The organism is Marinobacter goseongensis (assembly GCF_023156235.1).
Classification (GTDB): Bacteria; Pseudomonadota; Gammaproteobacteria; order Pseudomonadales; family Oleiphilaceae; genus Marinobacter; species Marinobacter goseongensis.
This window is the reverse complement of record NZ_JAKZAI010000005.1, coordinates 288,298-310,935: the sequence shown is the minus strand read 5'-3', so window position 1 is coordinate 310,935 and position 22,638 is coordinate 288,298. Positions and strand designations below refer to the sequence as shown.

Here is a 22,638-nt window from a genome sequence, read left to right as displayed (position 1 = left end):
CCCAAATTTGGCCGCTGATCGACGTCAGACTGCACGTTCCGGCATTATCAACCTGCTTTTGACCAAGTGATGGCTCCTGTTAGCGCCGATGGCGCTTTGCGGAGTATACTGGCCTGCAAAGTCACTGATTCAGGGATATCGTAAGAGGCGTTGAGACGACCGTAACCGTAGAGATTCATCTCGTAATCACCGGCGTTGAAATTCACCGCGTTGGCCTGGCCGGCAACCCCTAAAACGGCGACTGCGGCGGTTGCCCGAATTGCCATTCTCAGTTTGTTACTTTGCATTGTTGTTGTCTCCACACATTATTGTTGTTGGACCCATTTCAAAGTAGTTACGAAATTGTGACATTTCAAACAAAATCGATCATTAATTAGACGAATGTCTATAGGTCTAAATCGTTGTGTTACATACATCTGCGATTCCAGATTCGGCGTAAAATCATCCCATGACCTCCAAAAGTACTGATCTGGAAACCTCAACGTTTGCTTTCCTCGATATCGAGACCACCGGTGGCAGTTCTGCCCGCGACCGGATCACGGAAATCGGTATCCGGTTCTGGCGGGCCGGTGAGGTGGTGGGTGAATGGCAGACGCTGCTGAATCCGCAAACGCGGATATCACCGTTCATCGAGCGGTTCACCGGCATATCCAATGAGATGGTGGCGGACGCGCCCGTGTTCGAGGCCATTGCCGACGAGTTAGAAGCGCAGCTCAAGGGCACCATATTCGTTGCCCACAATGCCCGCTTCGATTACGGGTTTATCAAGGCGGAATTCCGGCGGCTGGGGCGGTTGTTCTCGGCAAAAGTGCTGTGTACGGTAAAGCTGTCGCGGCGGCTCTATCCGGCATTTCGGCGCCATAACATGGACGCCCTGATCGAGCGCCACGGCCTCGCTCAGGTGCAGCGGCACCGGGCCATGGGGGATGTGGCTGCCATGCTCGAGTTCTTTACCCATGCACTGGCAGACAAGGGCCCCGATGTGGTCGGAGCCGCGCTCAAGGCATTGCTGCAACGCCCGAGTATTCCCTCCCATTTGCCGCTGGATACTCTCGATGAGCTGCCCAGAGGGCCGGGGGTTTACCGGTTCTATGGCGAGAACGATGCGCTGTTGTATGTGGGCAAAAGCACCAATATTGCGCAGAGGGTGGCGTCGCATTTTTCCGGTGACCACAACTCCACCCGCGGGGTGCGGATGTCGGAGAGCTTGCGGCGGGTAGAGTGGACCGAAACGGCGGGCGAGCTGGGTGCGCTGTTGCTGGAGCTGAGGCAGATCAAAGCGCTGAAGCCTCTCTTCAACCGCCGGTCACGGGCTGCGAAATCTCTGGTCAGTATCGAGCTTGCCACCACCGACGCAGGCTACCTGCAGGCGCGGCTGGTCAGGGAAATCCAGCCGCACCGGCTGGGGGATTATTACGGGCTGTTTCGCAGCAAGCGCGATGCGGAAAAAGCGCTCAGCGGCATCGCCGCGAAGAACGAATTGTGCAATAGATTACTGGGGTTGGAACCGGAGCACGAGGGTCCCTGCTTTCAGCGTACGCTTGGGCGCTGTAAAGGGGCATGTGAGGGGCATGAAGACGTGGTGCGCTATAACCTGCGGGTACAGATTGCCTTCCACGCTCTGCGCCTGAATACCTGGCCATGGAAGGGGCCGGTAGGTGTGGTGGAACGCAACGAATTCAGCGGAGACACCGACATTCTGGTGGTTTATAACTGGATGCATGTGGCGACGGTGCACAGTGAGGAGGAGCTCCATGACCTCACCTTGCGTGGCCAGGCCGTCACCTTTGACCTGGATTCCTACAAGCTGCTGGTGAAGACCCTGATGGGGCGGGACGAGCGTAATCTGACCGTGCTGGAATTGCCGGCGGTGGGGGAACCGGATGTGTTGATGCCCTGAGTGGCGTATGATAAATGCTGCTTTATATTCTTTTTTAACCGTTATGCACGAACCGCTGAGAGAGCCCGATGAACAGAGATCCCGTCAGTCGCGAACTTTTTGAACACGTCATGGTGCCCAATTATGCCCCGGGTTCCATTGTCCCGGTGCGGGGTGAGGGCTCACGCATCTGGGATCAGGATGGGCGAGAGTTCGTGGATCTCCAGGGCGGTATTGCTGTGACCTGTCTCGGGCATTCTCACCCGGGCCTGGTGGGCGCGCTGATGGATCAGGCTGAGAAGATCTGGCACCTGTCCAATGTGATGACAAACGAACCTGCTCTGCGGCTGGCCAAAACCCTGTGCGACCTGACCTTTGCCGAGCGGGTGTTCTTCGCCAACTCCGGCGCGGAGGCCAACGAGGCGGCGTTCAAGCTCGCCCGCCGCTACGCGTGGGAGCATTTCGGACCGCACAAGAACGAGATTATCTCGTTCACCAATTCGTTCCATGGCCGCACGCTGTTCACCGTCAGTGTCGGTGGTCAGCCCAAGTATCTGGAAGGTTTCGAGCCGGCTCCGGGCGGCATTCATCACGCCACCTTCAACGATCTTGAGTCGGTCAGGAAGCTGATCTCGAAAGACAAGACCTGTGCTGTGGTGGTGGAGCCCATCCAGGGCGAGGGTGGCGTCATGCCCGGCGACTCCGATTTCCTGAAAGGCTTGCGCCAGCTGTGTGATGAGCACGATGCGCTGCTGGTGTTCGATGAAGTCCAGAGCGGTGTTGGTCGCACCGGGCACCTGTTTGCCTATGAGATGTACGGTGTGATCCCCGACATCCTGTCCAGCGCCAAAGGCCTGGGAGGTGGTTTCCCGGTTGCCGCCATGCTGACCACCGCCAAAGTGGCGGCCAGCCTGGGTGTGGGTACTCACGGCAGCACCTATGGCGGCAATGCCCTGGCGTGCGCGGTTGCCCAGAAGGTGGTTGATACCGTCAGCCAGCCGGACATTCTCAAGGGGGTGAAGGCCCGCTCCGAGCATCTGCGCAAAGGCATGATGGACATCGGCGAGCGCTATGGTGTGTTCAGCGAGGTTCGCGGCGCCGGTCTGTTGCTGGGTTGCGTGTTGGCTGAGGCCTGGCAGGGCAAGGCCAAGGAGTTCCTGAGTGCCGGGTTGGACGAAGGTGTCATGGTGCTGATTGCCGGCGCTAACGTGGTGCGCCTGGCGCCGTCCCTGATTATTCCGGATTCCGATATCGACGATGCCCTGGAGCGTTTCGAAGCTGCCGTGAAAAAGCTTGTTGCCACACACAGATAAGGGAGGCTCTATGTGGCTGGTTCGGCCAGTTCAAAGAGAGGATCTGCGGAGTGTGCTGGACATCTCCGGCGAGCAGGGTACGCGATTGTCGTCGACTCTGCCGAAGCAGGAAGAGGCTGTCGCGGGAAAGATTGACCATTCCATCCGCTCGTTTGCCGGCCGACCGGATGCCGGTGAATCTGCCCGCTTCCTGTTTGTGCTGGAGAATACCGACACCGCAACGATTCATGGTGTGGCGGGCATTGATGCCGGGGCGGGGAACGGGCAGCCATTCTACAACTACCGCCGCGATGCGCTGATTCATGCCTCCCACGAGCTGGGCGTGTCCCGCCGGGTCGAGGTGCTGTATCCGTCTCATGCGCTGACTGACATGACCCAGCTGTGCGCCTTTGCCATTGATCCGGCCTTGCGGGGCAAAGAGCCCTTCGAATTGCTTGCCCGCGCCCGGCTGATGTTTGTGGCGGAAAACCGCGACCGCTTCTCTAACCGCATGGTGGTGGAGATTCAGGGCGTGCAGGCCAGCGACGGCTCGGTGCCGTTCTGGGACAGCTTGGGGCGGCATTTTTTCAATATGGATTTTGACACCGCAGACAAGCACTCCGGCTTGCTGAGCAGAACCTTCATCGCCGAGTTGATGCCGCCCAACCCGATATACGTTACCTTGCTGTCCGCTGCTGCAAAAGAGGCGTTGGGGCAGCCGCATGCCTTATCGCTGCACTCCTGGGAGCTGCTCCAACAGGAGGGTTTTCAGGCAGGCTGCTACCTGGATATTTTCGACGCCGGCCCGGTCCTGGAAGCACGCACCGACAGTCTGAGGACGTTGGTCACCAGCCGCAAAACCACGCTGCATGCCTCCCAAGGTGACGAGGGCGAAACCTGCCTGATTTCCGCCGGGCGGGGCGCGGACTTCCGTTGCACCCTGACCGGTCTCGGAGAATCCCTGAAGACCGAGGTCAAGGTGCCGGTGAAAACCTGGAAACTGCTGTCACGCAGTGCCGGTGACGAGGTAAGGATTGCACCACTATGAACGTTACACGACCTGATCATAGCGTGAGGTGCCCATGCTGGTAATCCGCCCGCTACTGGAAACGGATCTTGACGACCTGTATGTCATGGCTCAGAACGCCGGCAAGGGCCTGACCACGCTGCCTGCGGATCGGGCGCTGTTAGAGCGCAAGATCAACCACGCCCGTGAAACGTTCAATCAGCGCTGCGCGCCGGAGGCCGGTCTCTATCTGTTTGCGCTGGAGGATACCGAACTTGGCCAGTGTGTGGGCATCAGTGGCATTCAGGCACGGGTGGGGCTGGACGAGGTATTCTACAATTACCGTTTGAGTGTCACCGTCAATGCCTCGCGGGAGCTGGGAGTGCACGTACGGACACCGACCCTGCACCTGTCCAACGACATGACCGATACCACCGAAATCTGCTCGCTGCTGTTATCGGACAGCCACCGCGGTGGCGGTAATGGTTTACTGCTGTCCCGCTGCCGGTTTCTTTACCTGGACAGCTTCCGTAAGCATTTCTCGGACAAAGTGTTTGCGGAGATGCGGGGTGTTTCGGACAAGGAGGGACGTAACCCGCTGTGGGATGCCCTGGGCAGCCAGTTCTTCGACATGGAGTTCAGCGAGGCCGACATGCTGTCCGGTTTGGGCAACAAATCCTTCATCGCCGAGTTGATGCCCAAGTACCCGATTTACGTGCCTATGCTGCCGGACGCGGCTCGCGCGGTGATCGGCAGGGTTCATGACAATACGGCACCGGCACTGAAGATGCTGCAGGCCGAGGGGTTCAACTTCAACGGTCTGGTGGACATCTTTGATGGCGGTCCGGTGGTGGAGGCTTTCGTTCACAATATCCGTACCGTGCGGGAAAGTGTGCACCGGCACGTGCTGATCAGCCGCAAGGCGGTGGATCTGGATGTGGCTACCGCGGAACGGGTGATGATTTCCAATCTTTCGTTCCGCGACTTTCGGGTAACCACCATACCCGCGCATTGCATCGGGCCTGATACTGTCTCAGTGCCCAAAGAAGTGGCGGACGCTCTGCTGGTGGAATCCGGTGATCAGGTTCGCCTGGCACCATTGAGAGATGCCGGCCCGCAGATTGCCGCCGCCAAAGGCGAGGAAAAAGAGAAAGGGCGCGCCAGCCGTTTCTGAGGGATCAGGCTGATGAAACCGAATTCAAGAACCGGGAGATGCACGTTATGGCGAGTCTGACAGGCGAATTGTTTATTGATGGTCTCTGGCTGCAGGGCCACGGGGCGCCTTTCGAATCGGTGCAGCCGGTGACCGGTGATACGGTCTGGGAAGGCACCAGTGCCAGCCTGGAGGACGTGGATGCCGCCGTGCGCGAGGCTCGCAAGGGTTTTGTCGGCTGGCGCCGAAAACCCTTCACCGAGCGCAAGGCGGTGGTTGATGCTTTTGCTGACCAGCTGGAAATCCATAAGGAAGAGCTGGCGCACCAGATCGGCCTGGAAACAGGCAAACCGCTGTGGGAGTCCCGCACCGAAGTGGCGGCGATGATTGGCAAGATCGGTATTTCGGTGAATGCCTACAACGAGCGCACGGGGCATTCGGAGTCCGATGTCGCCGGTGGTCATGCGGTGCTCCGTCATCGCCCCCACGGCGTGGTGGCGGTCTTCGGCCCCTACAATTTTCCGGGGCATTTGCCGAACGGTCACATTGTGCCTGCGCTGCTTGCCGGAAACACCGTGGTGTTCAAACCCAGTGAACTGACGCCCGGCGTGGCGGAGATGACGGTGAAGCTCTGGGAGCATGCGGGGTTGCCCGATGGGGTGATCAACCTGGTGCAGGGCGCCGCCGCCACCGGCAAATCCCTGGCTCGCCATCCGGGTATTGATGGCCTGTTTTTTACCGGCAGCTCCACGGTGGGTCACCTGTTGCATGAGCAGTTCGGCGGCCAGCCGGAGAAGATTCTCGCCCTGGAAATGGGGGGTAACAATCCACTGATTGTTCAGGATGTTGCCGATGTTGATGGCGCCGTCCACCACGCCCTGCAATCGGCGTTTCTGTCCGCTGGCCAGCGCTGCACCTGTGCGCGACGTCTGCTGGTGCCGAAGGGTACCAAGGGTGATCAGTTCATCGAGCGGCTGACCGAGGTCGCAGCACGCATACAGGTGGGCGAATTTGACGCCGACCCACAGCCGTTCATGGGGTCGGTCATATCCGCCGAGGCGGCGGATAAGCTGCTGGCGGCGCAGGCCCGTATGATCGAGAAGGGCGCCACTTCGGTGCTGGAAATGAAACAGCTCAGGGCGGGGACCGGGCTTCTGTCGCCGGGTATTCTGGATGCGACCGGCATGGAGCTGGACGATGAGGAGTTCTTCGGGCCGCTTCTGAGGGTGTATCGCTACAGGAGTTTCGATGATGCCCTGGAGCTGGCGAACAACACCCGCTATGGCCTGTCTGCCGGAATTCTCAGCGACGATCGCAAGCTCTACGAGCGTCTGGCGGATGAAGTGCGGGCCGGTATCGTCAACTGGAACCGGCCGCTGACCGGAGCCAGCAGTGCCGCGCCCTTTGGTGGTGTGGGTGCCAGTGGCAATCATCGCCCCAGTGCCTACTACGCTGCGGATTACTGCGCCTGGCCAATGGCATCCCTGGAAGCCACAAAGAGCGAGCGGCCGGAGAGCCTCGCACCCGGACTGAGTTTCGACTGATTACTGACCACTGACGACGGACCCACACATGCCCAAGCACGCGGTAGAAGCCAACTTCGATGGCCTGGTCGGCCCCACCCACAATTACGCCGGGCTGTCCTGGGGTAATGTGGCGTCGAAATCCAATGTCAGCGCGGTGTCCAACCCAAAGGAGGCGGCGTTGCAGGGTCTGGCCAAAATGAAACGATTGGCGGATCGGGGTTACGTTCAGGGCATCCTGCCGCCCCACGAGCGGCCTCACATTCCGAGCTTGCGGGCGTTGGGATTTACCGGTTCCGACAAAGCCATTCTGGAGGCCGCGGTCCGTCACAATCCGTCCATTCTGGCGGCGGTGTCATCGGCGTCTGCCATGTGGACGGCCAACGCCGCCACGGTGTCGCCCAGCGCCGATACTGCGGATCACCGGGTGCATTTTACCCCGGCCAATCTCAGCGCCAAATTCCACCGCTCCATCGAGCATGTGGTGACCGGTCGGGTGCTGAAGTCGATCTTCTCGGATGACGCCTGGTTTGCGCACCACCCGGCGTTGCCGTCAGTGAGTCATTTCGGGGACGAGGGTGCGGCCAACCACACCCGTCTGTGTGGTCGCCATGGCGACCCCGGGGTGGAGCTGTTCGTGTACGGCCAGGTGGCGTTCAACGAGCAGGCGCCGGCACCCAGCCGATTCCCGGCGCGCCAGACATTTGAGGCGTCTCAGGCAGTTGCGCGTCTGCACGGGCTCAGCGACCGCCATGTGGTGTTTGCACAGCAGAATCCGGCAGCCATTGATGCTGGCGTTTTCCACAACGACGTGATTGCTGTTGGCAACGCCAACACGCTGTTCTATCACGAGATGGCGTTCCTGGACGAGGAGCGGTTGCTGGCGGATATCCGCAGCCGGCTCTCCGATGCAGAGTTGCAGGCGGTGCGGGTCAGCCAGGCCGAGGTTCCCATCGAGGACGCGGTGGCCTCCTACCTATTCAACAGCCAGCTGCTGAATACGGCCGATGGTATGTTGCTGGCGGTACCCGGCGAATGTCGTGAAGTTGCGTCAGTCAGCCGTTATCTGGACGAACTGGTGATGGGGAATGGCCCGATCACGGGCGTTGAGGTGTTTGACGTCAAGCAGTCCATGCGGAACGGGGGCGGTCCGGCCTGCCTGCGCCTGCGAGTTGCACTCAATGACGATGAGCTCAAGGCCATGCACCATGGCGTCTTGCTGGACAACGCCCTGTACGAACGCCTGACCACCTGGGTGGAAGCCCACTATCGGGACGAGCTGGCGACAGAAGACCTGGCAGACCCGATGCTGCTGGACGAAGTTCGCAAGGCACTGGACGAGCTCACCGGCATTCTGGGACTGGGTTCAGTGTATGACTTTCAGCTCTGAATAGACCAGGTGAGCATGTCCATGGTGTGACGGATCAGCGTGTCGGCGGAGAAGTCCGCGGCGCCCGGCATACCCAGCCGCTCGCCAATCTCGCTCTGGCATAACAGAATCACCCCGTGCAGCGCGCCGCGCAGATAGAGTGCGGTCTGCTCCGGATCGCTTATCCGCTCACGATTCAGGGTGCCATCCGTCAGCCCCAGACGAATCGCCCCCACCATCAGATCCATCAGTTCCGATTTCGAGCACAGCATGTCCTGGGCTTGTTGCTCGTCCGCCTCGGTCATGGCGGTCGAAGCCTTTGTCAGTGCCGAGAAGTAATCCGGTTCCTCCACATAGAAGCGCCAGTAGGCCACGCCCATCGCGCTGATCTGCGCCTGCCCGGTGGTGGCGGTGTCCCGTGCCTGTTCAAAGCGGCGGCACAGGCTCTGGCCGGCCCGCAGCATGATGCCCCGCTGAATGGCGGCCTTGTCTTTGAAATACACGTAGAGCAATGCCCGGCTCAGGCTTGCGGTGCGGGCGATGTCATCCATCGAGGAGCGATCGTAGCCCTTGTCCGAGAACACCCGTTCGGCGGCGTCCAGGATGGCATCGAAACGGGCCTGCTTCTCGCGCTCTCGGCGTGTTTTCAACTTCTCACTCACGGTGACTTCCCATGGTTACATCCGGTTGATAGAAACGATCGAATAATGAGACCTGATGTGGAATGAAAGCCGATTATTGACAAATTGTCAAAGGCTGACATTATGTCGATAACAACGGGTATTCGTGAAATCGACTGTTTCCAACAACCATGCTTCCGAGGACGGGGAGCCTACAACCATTACAGACACGGAAGGAAGGGCGCGCCATGACCTCGAATCGAATCCTCTTCGCACCACTGCTGCTTACTCTGGCCGTGCTGGCCCTGGTGGGCTGCAAGTCTCAGAGCGCATCGCCGCAGAGCACCCCCGATGCGGTAACCGTGCGCGCAGCAGAGGTGACCGGCGGCCAGACAGAAGGTATCTCGCTGCGGTTTTCCGGCATTGTGCGTGCGTCCCAACGGGCCACATTGACGTTTCAGGTCAGCGGCACCTTACGGGAGCGGGCCGTGGAACTCGGTCAGAAAGTGGCGACCGGTGACGTGCTCGCCCGGGTTTACAATCCGGCTCTTGAGCCGGCGCGGGATTCGGCCCGGGCACGGCTCGACGAACTGAACACCCAGTTTGATCAGGCAAAACGCGAGTGGGAACGCTCGAGCCAGCTGCACGAGCGGGGCGTGGTCTCCGAGCAGAATCTGGAACAGATTGCCGCCCGCCGCGACGGGCTGCGAGCCAGTGTTGCCACCGCGCAGGCGGCGCTGGCCGAGGCCACCCGGTTACTCGAGGAAAGTGTCCTGAAAGCCCCTTTTGCCGGCCGGGTTGAGGCCCTGTTGGTGGAGCGTGACGAGTTCGTGGCCGCCGGCCAACCGGTGATGCGACTGTCCTCGCCCAAGGGCCGGGAGGTGGAAGTTCGGGTGCCTGCCTACATGCTGGACCATGTGACCCTCGGCCAGTTGTTGCCAGTGTGGTCTGTGCAAGATCGTCGCCAACCGCCGGAAACCGGCTCCATTATTGAAATCGCACAGGCCGGCGGTATCCGGGGTGAACTGCACCCGGTGCTGGTCAGTGTGCCTGCTGACACCCTGGAACCGGGCGAGCCGGTGGAAGTCGGGATCACCCCCGCAGAGGTGGTGGCGACAACGGTTCCTCTGCTGGCGGTGATGAAATCCGCCGGTGGCGCCAGCGTTTTCCGGGTTACCGAGGGTATCGCCCGCCGTGTGCCGGTCACGGTTGAGCGCGTTATCGGTGAGCGTGTGGTGGTGGGCGCAGACGATCTGGCCCCCGGAGATCGGGTGATATACGCCGGTATGACGCGCCTCGCTGATGGCGATGCCGTGGAGGTGCAGTGATGGCCGCCCGGCTGCTGAATTATCAACGCTTGTTGGGCATGGTGGTGACTATGCTGTGCCTGCTGGGTATCGCAGCCTACAGCACCATGCCGCGTCAGGAAGATCCCTCATTTCCGTACCGGGCCGGCACAGTGACGGTCAACTATCCGGGCGCGACTGCAGATGCGGTGGAACGACTGGTGCTCAACCCGCTGACCGATGAGCTGCGACAGGTGGAGGAAGTGGATTTCACCCAGGCCACCGCCCGAACCGGGGTAGCCATTGTGCAGGTGCGGCTGAACGATACCATCTATGACACCGACTCGGCGTGGGATCGTGTGCGTCAGGCCATGGACCGGGCGCGACAGGATTTCCCCGGAGATGTGGGGCAGATGTCCCTCGACGATCGCTTGATTGATATTCCCGCCATCGTGCTGGCGGTGAGTGGTTCGTCTTCGGTCACCGAGCTGAGCAAGGTGGCCGAGCGGCTGAAAAGGAACCTGGCGAACATTCCCGGGGTGTCGCGAATCGTACTGGAAGGGGATGCCGACGAGCAGATCACCCTGGCCCTGGATGACGCCGCCATGTTCCGGCTCGGTATTTCCCCGGCACGGGTTCTCGATACCCTGTCCCAGCGCAACCAGACCATCCCCGGCGGCTTTGTCGTGGTGGATGGCCGCCGCATGTCGGTGCTGCCTAACAGCGAATTCGCCGATATCGACGCCATCCGCGCTACCCCCATTGAATTACCGGATGGCTCGCAGGTACCGCTCGCCGCCGCGGCGGAGGTGTGGCGGGGGCCACAGGAACCGCGCCAGCCGGAAACCTGGTTTGATGGCGAACGGGTGGTGCTGGTGTCCGTCATCATGGAGGAAGACACCACCGATGCCATCCGTTTTGGTGAGCGGGTCAGAACCCGGTTGTCCGATATTCAAGCGGATTTCGAACCCTACGAAGTGCGGGAGATGTTCTTCCAGCCGGACAAGGTGGAGCAGCGCCTCGACAATCTGGCTTTGAGCCTGCTGATGTCAGTGATCATCATCGTGGCGGTGGTATTTACTGGCATGGGCATCCGCATGGGACTGCTGGTCGCCTCGATCCTGCCGATGGTGGCAATGATCAGTGTCGGACTCTACGACCTCGGGGGCGGAGTACTGCACCAGATTGCGGTGATCGGAATGGTCATCTCTCTGGGCATTCTGATCGATAACGCCATTGTGATTGTCGAGAGCATCCAGGGCTATCTGGACCGGGGCATGCGCCGCCTGGATGCGTTGAAGGTGTCTGTACGGGAGCTCGCCGGTCCGCTGGGCGCCTCGACCGGCACAACGCTGGCGGCGTTCGCGCCGCTCTTGTTGTCGAAAGGCGGAACCGCCGATTTCACTCGGGGTGTGCCGGTAATGATCATGCTGACTCTGTCCGTCAGTTACCTGCTGGCAATTTCTGCGGTGCCCCTTCTGGCCGCGCGCTTTCTCAAGCCCCGTAAAACCGGTCAGAACGACCGGCTGGTCGGACTGGCTGTTTTTCTCGGCGGATTGGTCGCGCGGATGCCGGGCAAGCTGATGATTGGTGGACTTGTTCTGGTGCTGATCAGCCTTGCACTGACGCCGTTCATGAAATTGCAGTTCTTCCCCAATGCCGATCGCCCTCAGGTCATTGTGGAACTCTACATGCCGGAGGGCACAGACCAGGAGCGGACGTCATCGGTGGCCGCAGAGCTGGAACGTGCCATCCGCGAGCGCCCGGAAGCGGTGCGGGTGCACCGCTTTACCGGGTTTACCGGGCCGAGTTTCTACTACAACTTGCAGCGAGCGCCGCAGGCACCAAACCGTGGCCGCATTGTGGTGTCGACATCAACCCTGGCAGAGACCACCGATCTGATCCCCTGGATCCGCGACTATGCCCAAACGCATCTACCGGAACTGAACCTGTCCGTCGGCATTCTGGGCCAGGGACCGCCGCGGGTTGCACCGGTGGAAATCCGGGTTTTCCATGCGGATGACAATACCCGCGTTGCCGCTGCTGAACAGGTCTTTTCGGCCTTGCGCCGCATCGATGGTACCGTGGATGTGCGCCATGACCTCGACATCGGTGTGCCCAGCATTGCCATCAACGTTGATGACGCCAGCGCGGCCCGTTACGGCATCAGCCGCTCGGATGTGGCCCAGAGCCTCTATGGCCAAAGCTTCGGGGTGGTGGCTGAGCAATACCGCCAGGAGGAAGACCCGATCCCGCTGGTGCTGAGATCCCGGGAGGGCACCAGTCTGTCGCTGTCCCGATTGTTGTCGGTGAACATCTACAACGCCGGCGGCGAGGCTGTGCCGTTGTCCGCCGTCGCCTCTCTGGAAACCTCATGGCAGCCGGCTGCGCGCTACCTGCGCAATGGCGTAAGAATGAACACCGTCACCGCCAACCTGCTGACCGGTTACAGTTTCAGCCAGGCATTGCAGGGGCTCGAAGCCAACCTGCAGGAGAAGCCGTTGCCGCCAGGCACCCGGCTGGAGATGGGTGGTGACGCCGAGGGTTCCGATGATGCCAACAGCGCTCTGTTGACCACGGCACCCATCGGCATGCTGTTGCTGCTGTTCTTCCTGCTGATTCAGTTCAATTCCTTCCGTCGGGTCGGCGTCATTCTGCTGACCGTGCCGCTCGCTACCGTAGGCATCATTCCGGGGCTGGTGTTATCCGGATCGCCATTCGGATTCCAGCCTTTGCTGGGAGTGATTGCGCTGGTGGGCATTGTGGTGAACAACGCTATTGTGCTGCTGGATGTAATGGATCGTCAGCTGGACAGAGGGGAAGCCATCCGCGACGCCGTGCGCATTGCTGTGGAACAGCGCACCCGACCCATCTTGCTGACCACCGCGACCACCGTGGCAGGGTTGTTGCCTTTGGCCTTTTCCAGCTCCACCCTGTGGCCGCCCATGGCCTGGGCCATCATTTCCGGCCTGCTCGCGTCTACCGTGCTGACCCTGCTGGTCGTGCCCGCCGTGTGCACCCGGGTTATCCGCTGCAAAGTGGCCGAGCCGGAAAACGCACTGGCCTGATCAACAGACCCACTCGCTGGCCAACCGGGACATCCCGGTTGGGAAACACAATCGATTCCGGCGAGTGCCCGACCCGATACTGCGTCTCCTGGTCCTCCCAGATCAGGGTGCCGGGGGCATACTCCGTGAAATTGGCCACATCATCCGGTACATGAAAGTGGAAGCTGTCACCGGTGTTGAGAATTTCATGCACCACCTCAAAGACCGCAAGCTGATCGTGGGGCGGCTGTGGCGGAACCGGTGCGCCGCCGCTCATGCGTCGCCGCAGGGCGTCGGCGATGCCCCGGAACCGGCTGAGATCGTTCTGGCCGAACGGCCGAACCTTGCCCAGCTCCACGGTAAAACTCTCGGCCCGCAGCACCGACGCCGAGAATGACGAAAAGGTGGTGCCGGCCCGATGCTGCAACAGCAGCGTCTCCACTCGGGCCTCCAGCAGGAAATTACACTGTGCCTGCGGTACCTCGCGGCCCTCAACAAACGGGGACAACGCAAACTTCTCCCGTCGCGAGGGGCGAATCGCCGTGTGCAGATCGTAGTGACAGAGATTGTCTGGATGCCGCGTTGCGAACTGCCGGCAGGTGTCCTCCAGAAACTGCGCGCGCGCGGCCTCGGGCAATTCCTGATACGCCGCTTTGCCATGGGCACCGTGGAACAACCGGTTCATGTTCACCTCAAGGAAGCGCTCCCCGGCCACCATCGCGGGCGGATTGCCCAGAATCAGCAGCACCGGGCAAGCCAACGACCACTCCCCATTAAACAGTTCGGTCACCAGCGCGTTCAGCACCTCGATAGGCGCGGTCTCGTTGCCGTGAACACCGGCGGAAATGATCAAGGCGTCATGATTCGGATTCAGGCGATCGGAAGGGGGACTGAGCTCGAGAACCCCGACTGCACGGTGAATTACACGTGTGCCGTCGCGCAGCTGGGTTTTTAATTCGGGTAGTGGAGCGTCGGAGTTGGCAAGCGTATGAGCCAACCAGTCGACGTGATGATCAAAGAGATGTTCATAAACTTTCATGGAATCCCCGGAAAGAGTCTGGGGCCAGCCGGCAGGAGCGCCTTCCGGGAATCTTGAAGGCCAGGGACGGCCTGAAAGAAGCGCACATGGATGTGCTCGTAGCGGTTCCCGGGAGGCGCTCCTGTTGGCTGGCCTTGCACCATCAGCCTGCAGAAGAGGGTCAGGAATTCAAAGGCCGTTGATGCTTCAACAAATGATTCTCCAGCTTGCGGAACGCGAACACCAGCGCAAACGTCAGCAGCATGTACAACAACGCCACAAAAATGAACGCATCGAACGGCGCATAAAACCGTGAATAAATGTTCCGCGCTGCCCCGGTCAGGTCCACGATGGTCACCACACTGGCAATCGCGCTGGCATGCAGCATGAAGATGACCTCATTGGAGTAGGCCTGCACACCCCGCCGCGCAGCACTCGGTAGGACGATGCGGCGCATGCGCATGAACCAGTTCATGCCGTAGGCTTTCGCCGCCTCGATCTCGCCATTGGGAGTCGACACAATGGCTCCGCGGATAATCTCTGTGGTGTAGGCCGCCGTGTTCAGAGTGAACGCCAACAGCGCCGGATAAAACGGCTCCCGGAAAATCAGCCACCAGAAGGTCTCCTGGATACCTTCGATCTGAGCCAGCCCGTAATAGATGATGTAGAGCTGGATCAGCAGTGGCGTGCCCCGGAAAATGTAGGTGTAAAACCACACTGGACCGGAAATGAAAGGATTCTTCACCGTACGCAGAATCGCCAGCGGCACGGCCACCACCAGGCCAATCACCAGAGACAGGAACACCAGCTGCACAGTGGTCACCATGCCGCCCCAGTATTCCATCAGGGTCATAGCGGTAAATACGTCGTTCTTGTCGAGCCATTCGGCGATGAAATCAGGCATACCTCAACCCCCCTGAACCACGCCGACATTGGCACGCTTGTTCAGCCATTTGATAAACAGCTCCGAACCGGCCGTCAGGGCCAGATAGACAAACGCCACCGGAATGAAAAAGTGAAAGGGCATACGCTCCGCTTTGGCGGCTTCCTCGGCCACACGCACCATATCGGTGAGACCGATGATGGACACCAGCGCGGTGGTTTTGAGCAACACCTGCCAGTTGTTGCCGATGCCGGGCAGGGCATGGCGCAGCATTTGCGGCAGCATGATGCGGCGGAAGGTGTGAAAGCGGGTGAAGCCATAGGCCCGGGCAGCTTCGATCTGGCCAGTCTCCACCGCCAGAAAGGCGCCGCGGAAGGTTTCCGTCATGTAGGCGCCAAAAATCAGTCCGATGGTGACCACACCGGAAATAAAGGGGTCGAACTGAAAGAAAAAGTCGATTTCATAGGTCTCCCAGATATGGTCCGAGAGCATGTTGACCGCAACCTGTCCGCCGTAATAGAACAGCAGCATCATTACCAGGTCAGGGACACCACGAATCAGCGTGGTGTAGGTGGTGGCTGCTCCTTTGGCCAGGCGGTTGTCCGACAGCTTGGCTGAGGCGCCTATCAGCCCGAGAGTGATGGCAACAGCGAGGGAGAGGAAGGCCAGTTCTATGGTGACCACCGCTCCGTCCAACAGAGCCGGGCCATAGCCTTTCAAATCGAGCATGGGAACGTCCGGTAAGCAGGGGCGACCAACGTGATCGCCCCTTGAGCAGTTTTACATCTTGATGTCGTAAGCGAAGTACTTATCCATGATGGTGTCGTAGGTACCATCTTCTTTCAGAGTGCTCAGGGCGGCGTTGACGTCCTCAGCCAGGTCCGCGTCGCGCTTGCGCATGGCAACGCCGACACCTTCACCCAGCTTGACCGGCTCAGCCACTTCCTTGAAGCCTTCTTTGTTGAGAACAGTCTGTTCACCGACCGGGTAGTCCACGAACACCACGTCCAGGCGCTGGCCTTCCAGATCCAGAACCATGTCGTCTGCGGTGGTGTAACGCTTGATGGTCACAATGCCACCCATTTCCTCGGTCACGTAAGTGTCCATGGTGGTGCCACGCTGAACACCTACGGTCTTGCCTTTCATGGCGTCCATATCAGTGACGTCGGTGTTGAAGCTTTCCGGACCGAACCAGCCACCCGGGGTGTTGTAGTATGGCTCGGAGAACAGCACCCGCTCGGCGCGCTCAGGGGTGATCGACATCGAGGACATGATCAGATCAAACTTGCGGGCCAGCAGGCCCGGGATCATGCCGTCCCACGCCTGGATCACGAATTCGCAGTTGGCGCTCATCTCTTCGCACATGGCTTCCGCCAGTTCCACCTCGAAGCCGGACAGCTCGCCGTTTTCATCTTTGTATTCGAAAGGCTCGTAGGGCACGTCGAAGGCGATCCGCAGGTTCCGTTCCTCGGCCTGTGCAACGCCAGCGGCCAGCGCCAGGGCACAACTTGCTGCAACAATCAGTTTCTTCATGTGTCACTTCTCCAGTGTTTTTGCCTTTTGGGCTTTATTTTTTATCAACGCCTTTTTCAGGCGTTTTTTACGTCCTCACCGGTTCAAGATAGCACCGAGTGTCAGAACTTGGGAGCCAGGAACTGTTTCATGCGTTCCGAGTCCGGGTTATCAAACACTTTCTGTGGTGTACCCTGTTCCTCGATAACGCCCTGATGCAAAAACAGGACCTGAGTTGACACATCCTTTGCAAATGCCATTTCGTGAGTGACCACGATCATGGTTCGGCCTTCCTCAGCCAGGCTCTGCATCACCTTCAGAACTTCACCGACCAGTTCCGGGTCCAGAGCCGATGTCGGTTCGTCAAACAGCATCACTTCCGGCTCCATGGCAAGGGCGCGGGCAATGGCCGCACGTTGCTGCTGGCCGCCGGACATCTGGGCCGGGTAGTAGTCCTTGCGCTCGTAGATGCCGACTTTGTTCAGGTAGCTCTCGGCCCGCTCGATGGCCTCCTTTTTGGGGACCTTGAGCACGTTGACCGGCGCTTCGATGATGTTTTCCAGCACGGTCATGTGAGACCACAAATTGAAACTCTGGAATACCATCGACAGTTTGGCGCGGATCAGTTCCACCTGCTTGTTGTCGGCGGGAATACGCTCGCCGCGACGGTTGGTGGTGAACCGTATTGGGTCGCCGTGCACGATAATGTCGCCGGACGTGGGGGTTTCCAGCAGATTGATGCAGCGCAGGAACGTGCTCTTGCCGGAGCCGGAGCTGCCAATCAGAGACACCACGTCACCTTTGCGGGTTTCCAGTGAGATACCTTTAAGCACTTCCAGCTGATCAAAGGTTTTGTGAATATCCCTGCAGATCAAAGGCGCTTGGTCCGCCATGGGTGACTCCTGAGGCTGTCTTTCAAAGGCGCAAGTTTTACGGACTGTAGCGGCGGAAATCAAGACCCTTTACCGTCGCTTTTCCGCAGTTCTCTATCGATCCCAACACAACATTGTGTCGCACTGAATATTCAATGCAAGGTTTTTGCCGCCTCAGGGGGAGGCGCTGGTTCCGGGAGCAGCAGCTTCCGAATTCAGTGAGATGCGGATTACTTTTGCGCCCTGGCTCTCGAGGCTGCGCATGGAATCGCCGACAAAACGCACATGGGCGGTTGCGGCCTTGCGGGCCGCGGTGGGCTTGCCGGCCATGATGGCCTGATAGATCTGTTTGTGCTGCCTCATGATGGAATGTCGCATTTCCTCACGCGGGTTCAGATTGGCAACGGACGCCTGAACCGTCAGCAACATCATGTTTTTCAGACCGTTGAGAACATGCACCAGTATCGGGTTATGGGAGGCCTCGACAATCGCCTGATGGAAGCCGTGGTCGGGTTTGGCATTGCTCATCGGGTCAGTGCTCTCCAGCATGCGGAAGGCTTTGGTAATGCGGTGCCTGTCCATGCTGGTGGCGCGCTGGGCGGCCAGCATGGCTGCCTGTCCTTCCAGTTGCTCCCGGACTTCCAGCAGGTCGTAGAGGGTGCGAGGGTGGCCTGCGAACAGATGCATCAGCGGGCTGCGATCATCCAGATCCGCAGTGGACGGAACGATACTGGCCACGAACGAGCCCTTGCCGTGGTGGGTTTCGATCACGCCCCGGCCCTGCAGTTCGTGGAGTGCCTCGCGGAGAATGGCGCGCGATACGCCGAGGCGTGTTGCCAGCTGCCGTTCTGACGGAATTTTCTGCCCGGGGGCCAGGCCGCCGTCGAGGATCAGCCGCTCCAGCCGATAGGATATTTCCTGTGATATGCCCATCCGGTATGCCTGTCAGGTCCTGCTGGTCGGACCAGTTGCGGGTTGATGTATGCGCTGAATGTCCTTCTGTTCAAATGCGTTTCAGGCCCCTAACTATGGCTTATCGCGCCGATTCCGTCCATTTCACCCTACGAAAAAACTGGTCCGACCAGTTGGCAATTCGCTGGACTAAACCGCGCCTGCCTACGAAGCTTTCAGTGATACCGGCATCAGCCGGTGTTGGCCTTACTCTGCACAACAACAAGCTAGACGGAGATGTGTCGATGAACACCAACAACAATGCTGAAAGTCGCTGTGACGCGGGTGCAACGCCACCACGCACGAGTTTCCTGAAGGCCATGGCTGTAGGCGCCGCACTGTGCGGGGCAATGTTCATGGGCGCCGGCCAGGCGCACGCGGCCACCACCTGGAAGTTGCAGTCAGTGTGGGACGCCGGCACCGTCGGTTACGATCTGTTCGAGGAGTGGTGCGAAAGCATCGAGGAGAAATCCGGTGGTGAGCTGATCTTCAAACCTTACCCGGCCAAATCGGTTGCTGCGGACAACAACGCCCTGTTCGAAGCAGTCCGTAACGGCGTGCTGCAGGGTATGAACCCGTTTACGCTGTACTGGTCCGGCAAGATCCCGGCTTCTGTGTTCCTGTCTTCCTACCCTGCCGGACCGGATCAGCCTCACCAGTGGGACATCATGTTCTACTCGCTGGGCATGCTGGAAACAACCCGTGAAATCTACAAGAAATTTGGCCTGTTCTATGTCGGCCCGATCCAGCATGACGCCAACATCATTCACTCCAAAAAGCCGATTAACAGCCTCGCAGATCTGAAAGGTATGAAGATGCGTGTGCCGGGCGGCATGGTGGCTGAAGTATTCCAGCAGTTCGGTGTTTCAACCGTCAGTCTGCCGGGTTCAGATATCTTCCCTGCTCTGGAAAAAGGCACCATCGACGCAGCGGACTACGTTGGCCCGGCGGTGAACTATGAGCTGGGCTTCTCCCAGGTAACCGACTACATCATGTTCGGACCTCCTGGCGTTATGTCGATTTACCAGCCAGTGGATCTGATGGATCTGACCGTTAACCTGCGTGCCTGGAACGCGTTGGATCCTAAACTGCAACAACTGGTTGAGGACGAAGTCCGGATATATTCCCAGAAGCACTACCTGACCATTCAGAAGCGCAACATCGAAGCCATGATGAAGTTCAAGGCTGACGGTGACACCGTCACCCGTCTGAGCCAGGCGGATCTGGATGAATTCCGTAAAGCGGCGATTCCTATCTGGTTCAACTGGGCCAGCAAGAATAAGGATGCCAAAGCAATTCTGGATATTCAGCTGGAATACATGATGAACGACACCGTCGGCTACATCGACGAGGAAGACATTGAAGGGATGTGAGCCTTAATAACCACAATAAAACTGATCACGGGGAAGGGTAGGAAGTGCTTGGTGGCACAGCCTCCCTTCCCCGCGCTGTGATTAAGGTGATAACAACATGTCTGATCTGAGTGCTTTCGGCTTTGTGATGCCCCACTGGTTCTACTGGGGCTGGCTGGCGTTGATGCCGCTGATCATGATGGCGCTGGACCGTTGGCTCGCCCGACGCGGTGTTCAGGCCGTGGATAAGAATGCCGAGGCCAAAGAAAAGCTTCTTGAAATAGAAGCCGAACTGCAAAAACAGGTGGATTACAGCGATGCCAGCAACGGGTTCACTGACGCGGTGGACTGGATCAGCGAGAAATCCGGTGTATTTATTTCCTTCTGGACCGTGAATGCCGTGGTGTTTTACTTCTTTGAAGTGGTCATGCGCTACGTGTTCAACCAGCCCACTATCTGGGTGCATGAGGCCAGTTTCCTGCTATTCGAAATGCAATACCTGATGGCCGGTGCGTTTGCGTTGCTCCACGGCTCCCATGTGCGGGTAGACGTGGTTTATAACTTCCTTCCAGAGCGGGGGCGTGTGGGCATGGATATTTTCACATCCATGTTTTTCTTCATGTTCGCGATCGCTTTGATGATTACCTCCTGGACCTTCATGGAGAACTCCTATTCGATGGATGAACGAACCGTTGAAACCTGGGGCATTCAATACTGGCCGGTGAAGGGCGTGATGCTGCTGGGGTCGACGCTGCTCTTCCTTGCTGGCCTGTCCAAACTGATCAAGGACATCGCTATATTTATCAGGCTTGGCCGGGAGCAACACGCATGAGCTCAGATACCATGACCCGCTCCAATCCCAGCCCCAACCCCGGCAATCCCCTGATCGGCAAGCTCGGCACCTGGCTGATGATTATCGCCACGGTTCTCCTTGCTTTTGTAGTGCTGGTGGAAGTCATCAACATCCTTTTTTACGACCCCTGGAGCGATGACAAATTCCTGTTCAAGCTCTCAGGCATGTTGTCGGAGGTAAAAATAGGTCCGCTGACCTATCTCATGTTTGGCTCCCTGGCAGTGCTGCTGATGATGGGGCTGCCCCTGGCCTTCGTCACCGGTGGCCTCGGTGTTGCGTTCATCTATCTGGTGGGCGACTCGATGATGCTGAACATCATCCCCAGCCGGATCTTTCCGATGATGACCAACTCGGATCTGGCAGCCATTCCGTTGTTCATCTTCATGGCCTCTATGCTGGAGCGGGCCGGCCTGATCGAGGAGATGTTCAACGTGGTCTACAAATGGATGGGCGGTCTTGGCGGCGGCCTTGCCATTGCGACCATACTCGCGTCCACGATTCTGGCGGCCATGGTCGGAGTTATCGGCGCTGCTGTCGTCACCATGGGTATCATTGCGTTGCCGGCGATGCTCAAGCGTGGCTATGACCAGAAGATCGCATTGGGATCCATCATGGCCGGGGGCACCCTGGGCATCCTGATTCCGCCCTCAATTCTCGCGATCCTCTACGCCGTGGTTGCACAGCAGTCGGTCGGTGAACTCTACCTGGGGTCGGTGATTCCCGGTCTGATTCTATCCACGCTCTACATCCTTTACGTGGGTATTCGCTCGAAAATCAATCCGGAACTCGGGCCGCCGGTCCCGGAAGAAGAGCGGATCGGACTCAAAGAAAAGCTGCTGTTGCTGAAAGACCTGATCGCGCCGCTAGTGCTGGTTTTCCTGGTACTTGGGTTGCTGTTTGGCGGTGTTGCCACTCCGGTGGAGGCGGCCGGTATTGGCTCTTTCGGGGCAATCCTGGTGGCGATGAAGCACAAGGTGTTCTCCATTGCCACACTGCGCGATGCGTCGGTAACCACCGCCAAGGCATCCGCTATGGTGTTGTGGATCATGTTCGGTGCATCAGTCTTTGTCGGATTTTATATTCTGCAGGGCGGACAGGATTTCATTACCGAGACCATTCTGGGCATTGGCCTGTCGCCTTACGCCGTCTTGCTGCTGTTGATGGTGCTGCTGGTGGTGTTGGGGATGTTCCTCGACTGGGTTGGCATCCTGCTGTTGGCGGTGCCGATTTTCATCCCGATTGTTGAAGCTCTGGAATTCCCGGGTCTGTTCGGTCTGCCGGGCGTGCCAGGGGAGGACGTGGTGCTCTGGTTCGGTGTGTTGTATCTGGTGAACATGCAGATGTCGTTCCTCAGTCCACCGTTTGGCTATGCGCTGTTCTACATCCGGGGCGTTTGCCCGCCGGACATTACCATGGGTACGATTTTCAAGTCTTCACTGGTGTTCCTGGCCATTCAGGCGTTCGGCCTGTTCATCTGCGTGCTGATACCGGGCGTGGTGACCTGGTTGCCCAATCTCGTTTATGGCTAATCGACCGTTGCTGAATCACAGGAGGACAACACTATGCTGACCATTAACCGGCTTGACCTCGCTGATGCGCGGATGCTGATCGAAGGCGCTGCCGGAAAAGCCCGCGAAATCGCAGTGCCGATGTGCATTGCGATCGTTGACGAGTCCGGTAACCTGATTGCATTCGAGCGCATGGATGGGGGCAAGATCACCAGCGTTACCATTGCGCAGGACAAGGCGTTTACCGCCGCTGCCGCCAAAAAAGCCACCCACGACTACAACAAGGTCAATGTACCCGGCAGCCTGGCATTCGGGATTCATACCGAGGTAGGCGGGCGCATCAGTTCCGTGGGTGGCGGCCTGCCGGTGCTTGTCGGCGGAGAGGTGGTTGGGGGTATCGGGATCAGCTCCGGTACTCCGCAACAGGACATGGACTGTGCCCAGGCCGGTATCGACCACTTTGAAACCAAACGCGGTTGATGACTGTCACAGCTGAAGATATTCCTAGCCAGAG

General features: G+C 59.0%; 20 protein-coding genes. 12 read left to right on the top strand and 8 right to left on the bottom strand.

From position 1 onward, the window contains the following. Positions 1-47 precede the first annotated feature (47 nt). Positions 48-287, bottom strand: a complete 240-nt coding sequence (locus MLC70_RS06560) for a hypothetical protein (protein WP_248182387.1) — start codon at positions 285-287, stop codon at positions 48-50. 161 nt (positions 288-448) lie between these two features. Here MLC70_RS06560 and MLC70_RS06555 point away from each other — a divergent pair, with 161 nt between their 5' ends. From MLC70_RS06555 to astB, 6 genes are all read left to right on the top strand, one after another. Continuing rightward, positions 449-1,900 carry an exonuclease domain-containing protein gene (locus MLC70_RS06555; RefSeq protein ID WP_248182385.1) on the top strand — a complete coding sequence of 484 codons (1,452 nt, stop codon included), beginning with the start codon at positions 449-451 and terminating at the stop codon, positions 1,898-1,900. Positions 1,901-1,968: 68 nt separating this feature from the next. Then, on the top strand, positions 1,969-3,192 hold the full coding sequence (locus tag MLC70_RS06550; RefSeq protein ID WP_248182383.1) for an aspartate aminotransferase family protein: 1,224 nt from the start codon (positions 1,969-1,971) through the stop codon (positions 3,190-3,192). A 10-nt stretch (positions 3,193-3,202) separates the two neighbouring features. Then, positions 3,203-4,219, top strand: coding sequence for an arginine N-succinyltransferase (locus tag MLC70_RS06545; protein ID WP_248182381.1), 1,017 nt, complete (start codon positions 3,203-3,205; stop codon positions 4,217-4,219). A gap of 34 nt (positions 4,220-4,253) precedes the next feature. Next, positions 4,254-5,351 carry an arginine N-succinyltransferase gene (gene astA, locus MLC70_RS06540; RefSeq protein WP_248182380.1) on the top strand — a complete coding sequence of 366 codons (1,098 nt, stop codon included), beginning with the start codon at positions 4,254-4,256 and terminating at the stop codon, positions 5,349-5,351. 47 nt (positions 5,352-5,398) lie between these two features. Next, positions 5,399-6,874 carry a succinylglutamate-semialdehyde dehydrogenase gene (gene astD, locus MLC70_RS06535; protein WP_248182377.1) on the top strand — a complete coding sequence of 492 codons (1,476 nt, stop codon included), beginning with the start codon at positions 5,399-5,401 and terminating at the stop codon, positions 6,872-6,874. Between the two features lie 28 nt (positions 6,875-6,902). Next, the gene (astB, locus tag MLC70_RS06530) at positions 6,903-8,243 is read left to right on the top strand and encodes an N-succinylarginine dihydrolase (protein WP_248182375.1); all 1,341 of its coding nucleotides are present in this window, start codon (positions 6,903-6,905) and stop codon (positions 8,241-8,243) included. On the opposite strand, the gene MLC70_RS06525 is transcribed toward astB, so the two are convergent. Beyond that, complete coding sequence (locus tag MLC70_RS06525) at positions 8,234-8,884, bottom strand: TetR/AcrR family transcriptional regulator (protein WP_248182373.1); 651 nt, start codon at positions 8,882-8,884, stop codon at positions 8,234-8,236. The genes astB and MLC70_RS06525 overlap by 10 nt on opposite strands. 206 nt (positions 8,885-9,090) lie before the next feature. Here MLC70_RS06525 and MLC70_RS06520 point away from each other — a divergent pair, with 206 nt between their 5' ends. Together MLC70_RS06520 and MLC70_RS06515 are read left to right on the top strand one after the other, a co-directional pair. Next, positions 9,091-10,170, top strand: a complete 1,080-nt coding sequence (locus MLC70_RS06520; protein ID WP_248182371.1) for an efflux RND transporter periplasmic adaptor subunit — start codon at positions 9,091-9,093, stop codon at positions 10,168-10,170. Then, entirely contained in the window at positions 10,170-13,196 is a 3,027-nt protein-coding gene (locus MLC70_RS06515; RefSeq protein WP_248182369.1) for an efflux RND transporter permease subunit, read from the top strand. Before MLC70_RS06520 ends, MLC70_RS06515 begins: the two co-directional genes overlap by 1 nt. Here the strand turns inward: MLC70_RS06515 and astE are convergent. The 6 genes from astE to MLC70_RS06485 form a co-directional block, all read right to left on the bottom strand. After that, positions 13,153-14,214: a succinylglutamate desuccinylase gene (gene astE / locus MLC70_RS06510; protein ID WP_248182368.1), complete on the bottom strand. Its 1,062-nt coding sequence runs from the start codon at positions 14,212-14,214 to the stop codon at positions 13,153-13,155. The genes MLC70_RS06515 and astE overlap by 44 nt on opposite strands. A gap of 160 nt (positions 14,215-14,374) precedes the next feature. Continuing rightward, a complete protein-coding gene (locus tag MLC70_RS06505) occupies positions 14,375-15,097 on the bottom strand; it encodes an ABC transporter permease (protein ID WP_248182367.1) in 723 nt (240 codons plus the stop codon). Positions 15,098-15,100: 3 nt separating this feature from the next. Next, the gene (locus tag MLC70_RS06500) at positions 15,101-15,805 is read right to left on the bottom strand and encodes an ABC transporter permease (protein WP_248182366.1); all 705 of its coding nucleotides are present in this window, start codon (positions 15,803-15,805) and stop codon (positions 15,101-15,103) included. A 51-nt stretch (positions 15,806-15,856) separates the two neighbouring features. Then, positions 15,857-16,609, bottom strand: a complete 753-nt coding sequence (locus tag MLC70_RS06495; protein ID WP_248182364.1) for a transporter substrate-binding domain-containing protein — start codon at positions 16,607-16,609, stop codon at positions 15,857-15,859. Between the two features lie 101 nt (positions 16,610-16,710). Beyond that, complete coding sequence (locus tag MLC70_RS06490; protein WP_248182363.1) at positions 16,711-17,481, bottom strand: ABC transporter ATP-binding protein; 771 nt, start codon at positions 17,479-17,481, stop codon at positions 16,711-16,713. A gap of 153 nt (positions 17,482-17,634) precedes the next feature. Beyond that, positions 17,635-18,393: an FCD domain-containing protein gene (locus MLC70_RS06485; protein WP_248182362.1), complete on the bottom strand. Its 759-nt coding sequence runs from the start codon at positions 18,391-18,393 to the stop codon at positions 17,635-17,637. Between the two features lie 338 nt (positions 18,394-18,731). On the opposite strand from MLC70_RS06485, the gene dctP reads away from it, so the two are divergent. From dctP to MLC70_RS06465, 4 genes are all read left to right on the top strand, one after another. Continuing rightward, positions 18,732-19,784, top strand: a complete 1,053-nt coding sequence (gene dctP, locus MLC70_RS06480; protein WP_248182408.1) for a TRAP transporter substrate-binding protein DctP — start codon at positions 18,732-18,734, stop codon at positions 19,782-19,784. Between the two features lie 97 nt (positions 19,785-19,881). Continuing rightward, positions 19,882-20,595, top strand: a complete 714-nt coding sequence (locus MLC70_RS06475; RefSeq protein WP_248182361.1) for a TRAP transporter small permease subunit — start codon at positions 19,882-19,884, stop codon at positions 20,593-20,595. Continuing rightward, entirely contained in the window at positions 20,592-22,145 is a 1,554-nt protein-coding gene (locus tag MLC70_RS06470) for a TRAP transporter large permease (RefSeq protein ID WP_248182360.1), read from the top strand. Before MLC70_RS06475 ends, MLC70_RS06470 begins: the two co-directional genes overlap by 4 nt. Before the next feature lie 33 nt (positions 22,146-22,178). Beyond that, positions 22,179-22,604 (top strand): GlcG/HbpS family heme-binding protein, encoded by a 426-nt coding sequence (locus MLC70_RS06465; RefSeq protein WP_248182359.1) that lies wholly within the window; start codon positions 22,179-22,181, stop codon positions 22,602-22,604. Positions 22,605-22,638: the final 34 nt, after the last annotated feature.

What these genes read in the sequence shown, in the direction of transcription:
- MLC70_RS06560 (WP_248182387.1), bottom strand. Translation starts at nt 287, where the DNA reads ATGCAAAGTAACAAACTGAGAATGGCAATTCGGGCAACCGCCGCAGTC.
- MLC70_RS06555 (WP_248182385.1), top strand. Translation starts at nt 449, where the DNA reads ATGACCTCCAAAAGTACTGATCTGGAAACCTCAACGTTTGCTTTCCTC.
- MLC70_RS06550 (WP_248182383.1), top strand. Translation starts at nt 1,969, where the DNA reads ATGAACAGAGATCCCGTCAGTCGCGAACTTTTTGAACACGTCATGGTG.
- MLC70_RS06545 (WP_248182381.1), top strand. Translation starts at nt 3,203, where the DNA reads ATGTGGCTGGTTCGGCCAGTTCAAAGAGAGGATCTGCGGAGTGTGCTG.
- astA (WP_248182380.1), top strand. Translation starts at nt 4,254, where the DNA reads ATGCTGGTAATCCGCCCGCTACTGGAAACGGATCTTGACGACCTGTAT.
- astD (WP_248182377.1), top strand. Translation starts at nt 5,399, where the DNA reads ATGGCGAGTCTGACAGGCGAATTGTTTATTGATGGTCTCTGGCTGCAG.
- astB (WP_248182375.1), top strand. Translation starts at nt 6,903, where the DNA reads ATGCCCAAGCACGCGGTAGAAGCCAACTTCGATGGCCTGGTCGGCCCC.
- MLC70_RS06520 (WP_248182371.1), top strand. Translation starts at nt 9,091, where the DNA reads ATGACCTCGAATCGAATCCTCTTCGCACCACTGCTGCTTACTCTGGCC.
- MLC70_RS06515 (WP_248182369.1), top strand. Translation starts at nt 10,170, where the DNA reads ATGGCCGCCCGGCTGCTGAATTATCAACGCTTGTTGGGCATGGTGGTG.
- astE (WP_248182368.1), bottom strand. Translation starts at nt 14,214, where the DNA reads ATGAAAGTTTATGAACATCTCTTTGATCATCACGTCGACTGGTTGGCT.
- MLC70_RS06505 (WP_248182367.1), bottom strand. Translation starts at nt 15,097, where the DNA reads ATGCCTGATTTCATCGCCGAATGGCTCGACAAGAACGACGTATTTACC.
- MLC70_RS06500 (WP_248182366.1), bottom strand. Translation starts at nt 15,805, where the DNA reads ATGCTCGATTTGAAAGGCTATGGCCCGGCTCTGTTGGACGGAGCGGTG.
- MLC70_RS06495 (WP_248182364.1), bottom strand. Translation starts at nt 16,609, where the DNA reads ATGAAGAAACTGATTGTTGCAGCAAGTTGTGCCCTGGCGCTGGCCGCT.
- MLC70_RS06490 (WP_248182363.1), bottom strand. Translation starts at nt 17,481, where the DNA reads ATGGCGGACCAAGCGCCTTTGATCTGCAGGGATATTCACAAAACCTTT.
- MLC70_RS06485 (WP_248182362.1), bottom strand. Translation starts at nt 18,393, where the DNA reads ATGGGCATATCACAGGAAATATCCTATCGGCTGGAGCGGCTGATCCTC.
- dctP (WP_248182408.1), top strand. Translation starts at nt 18,732, where the DNA reads ATGGCTGTAGGCGCCGCACTGTGCGGGGCAATGTTCATGGGCGCCGGC.
- MLC70_RS06475 (WP_248182361.1), top strand. Translation starts at nt 19,882, where the DNA reads ATGTCTGATCTGAGTGCTTTCGGCTTTGTGATGCCCCACTGGTTCTAC.
- MLC70_RS06470 (WP_248182360.1), top strand. Translation starts at nt 20,592, where the DNA reads ATGAGCTCAGATACCATGACCCGCTCCAATCCCAGCCCCAACCCCGGC.
- MLC70_RS06465 (WP_248182359.1), top strand. Translation starts at nt 22,179, where the DNA reads ATGCTGACCATTAACCGGCTTGACCTCGCTGATGCGCGGATGCTGATC.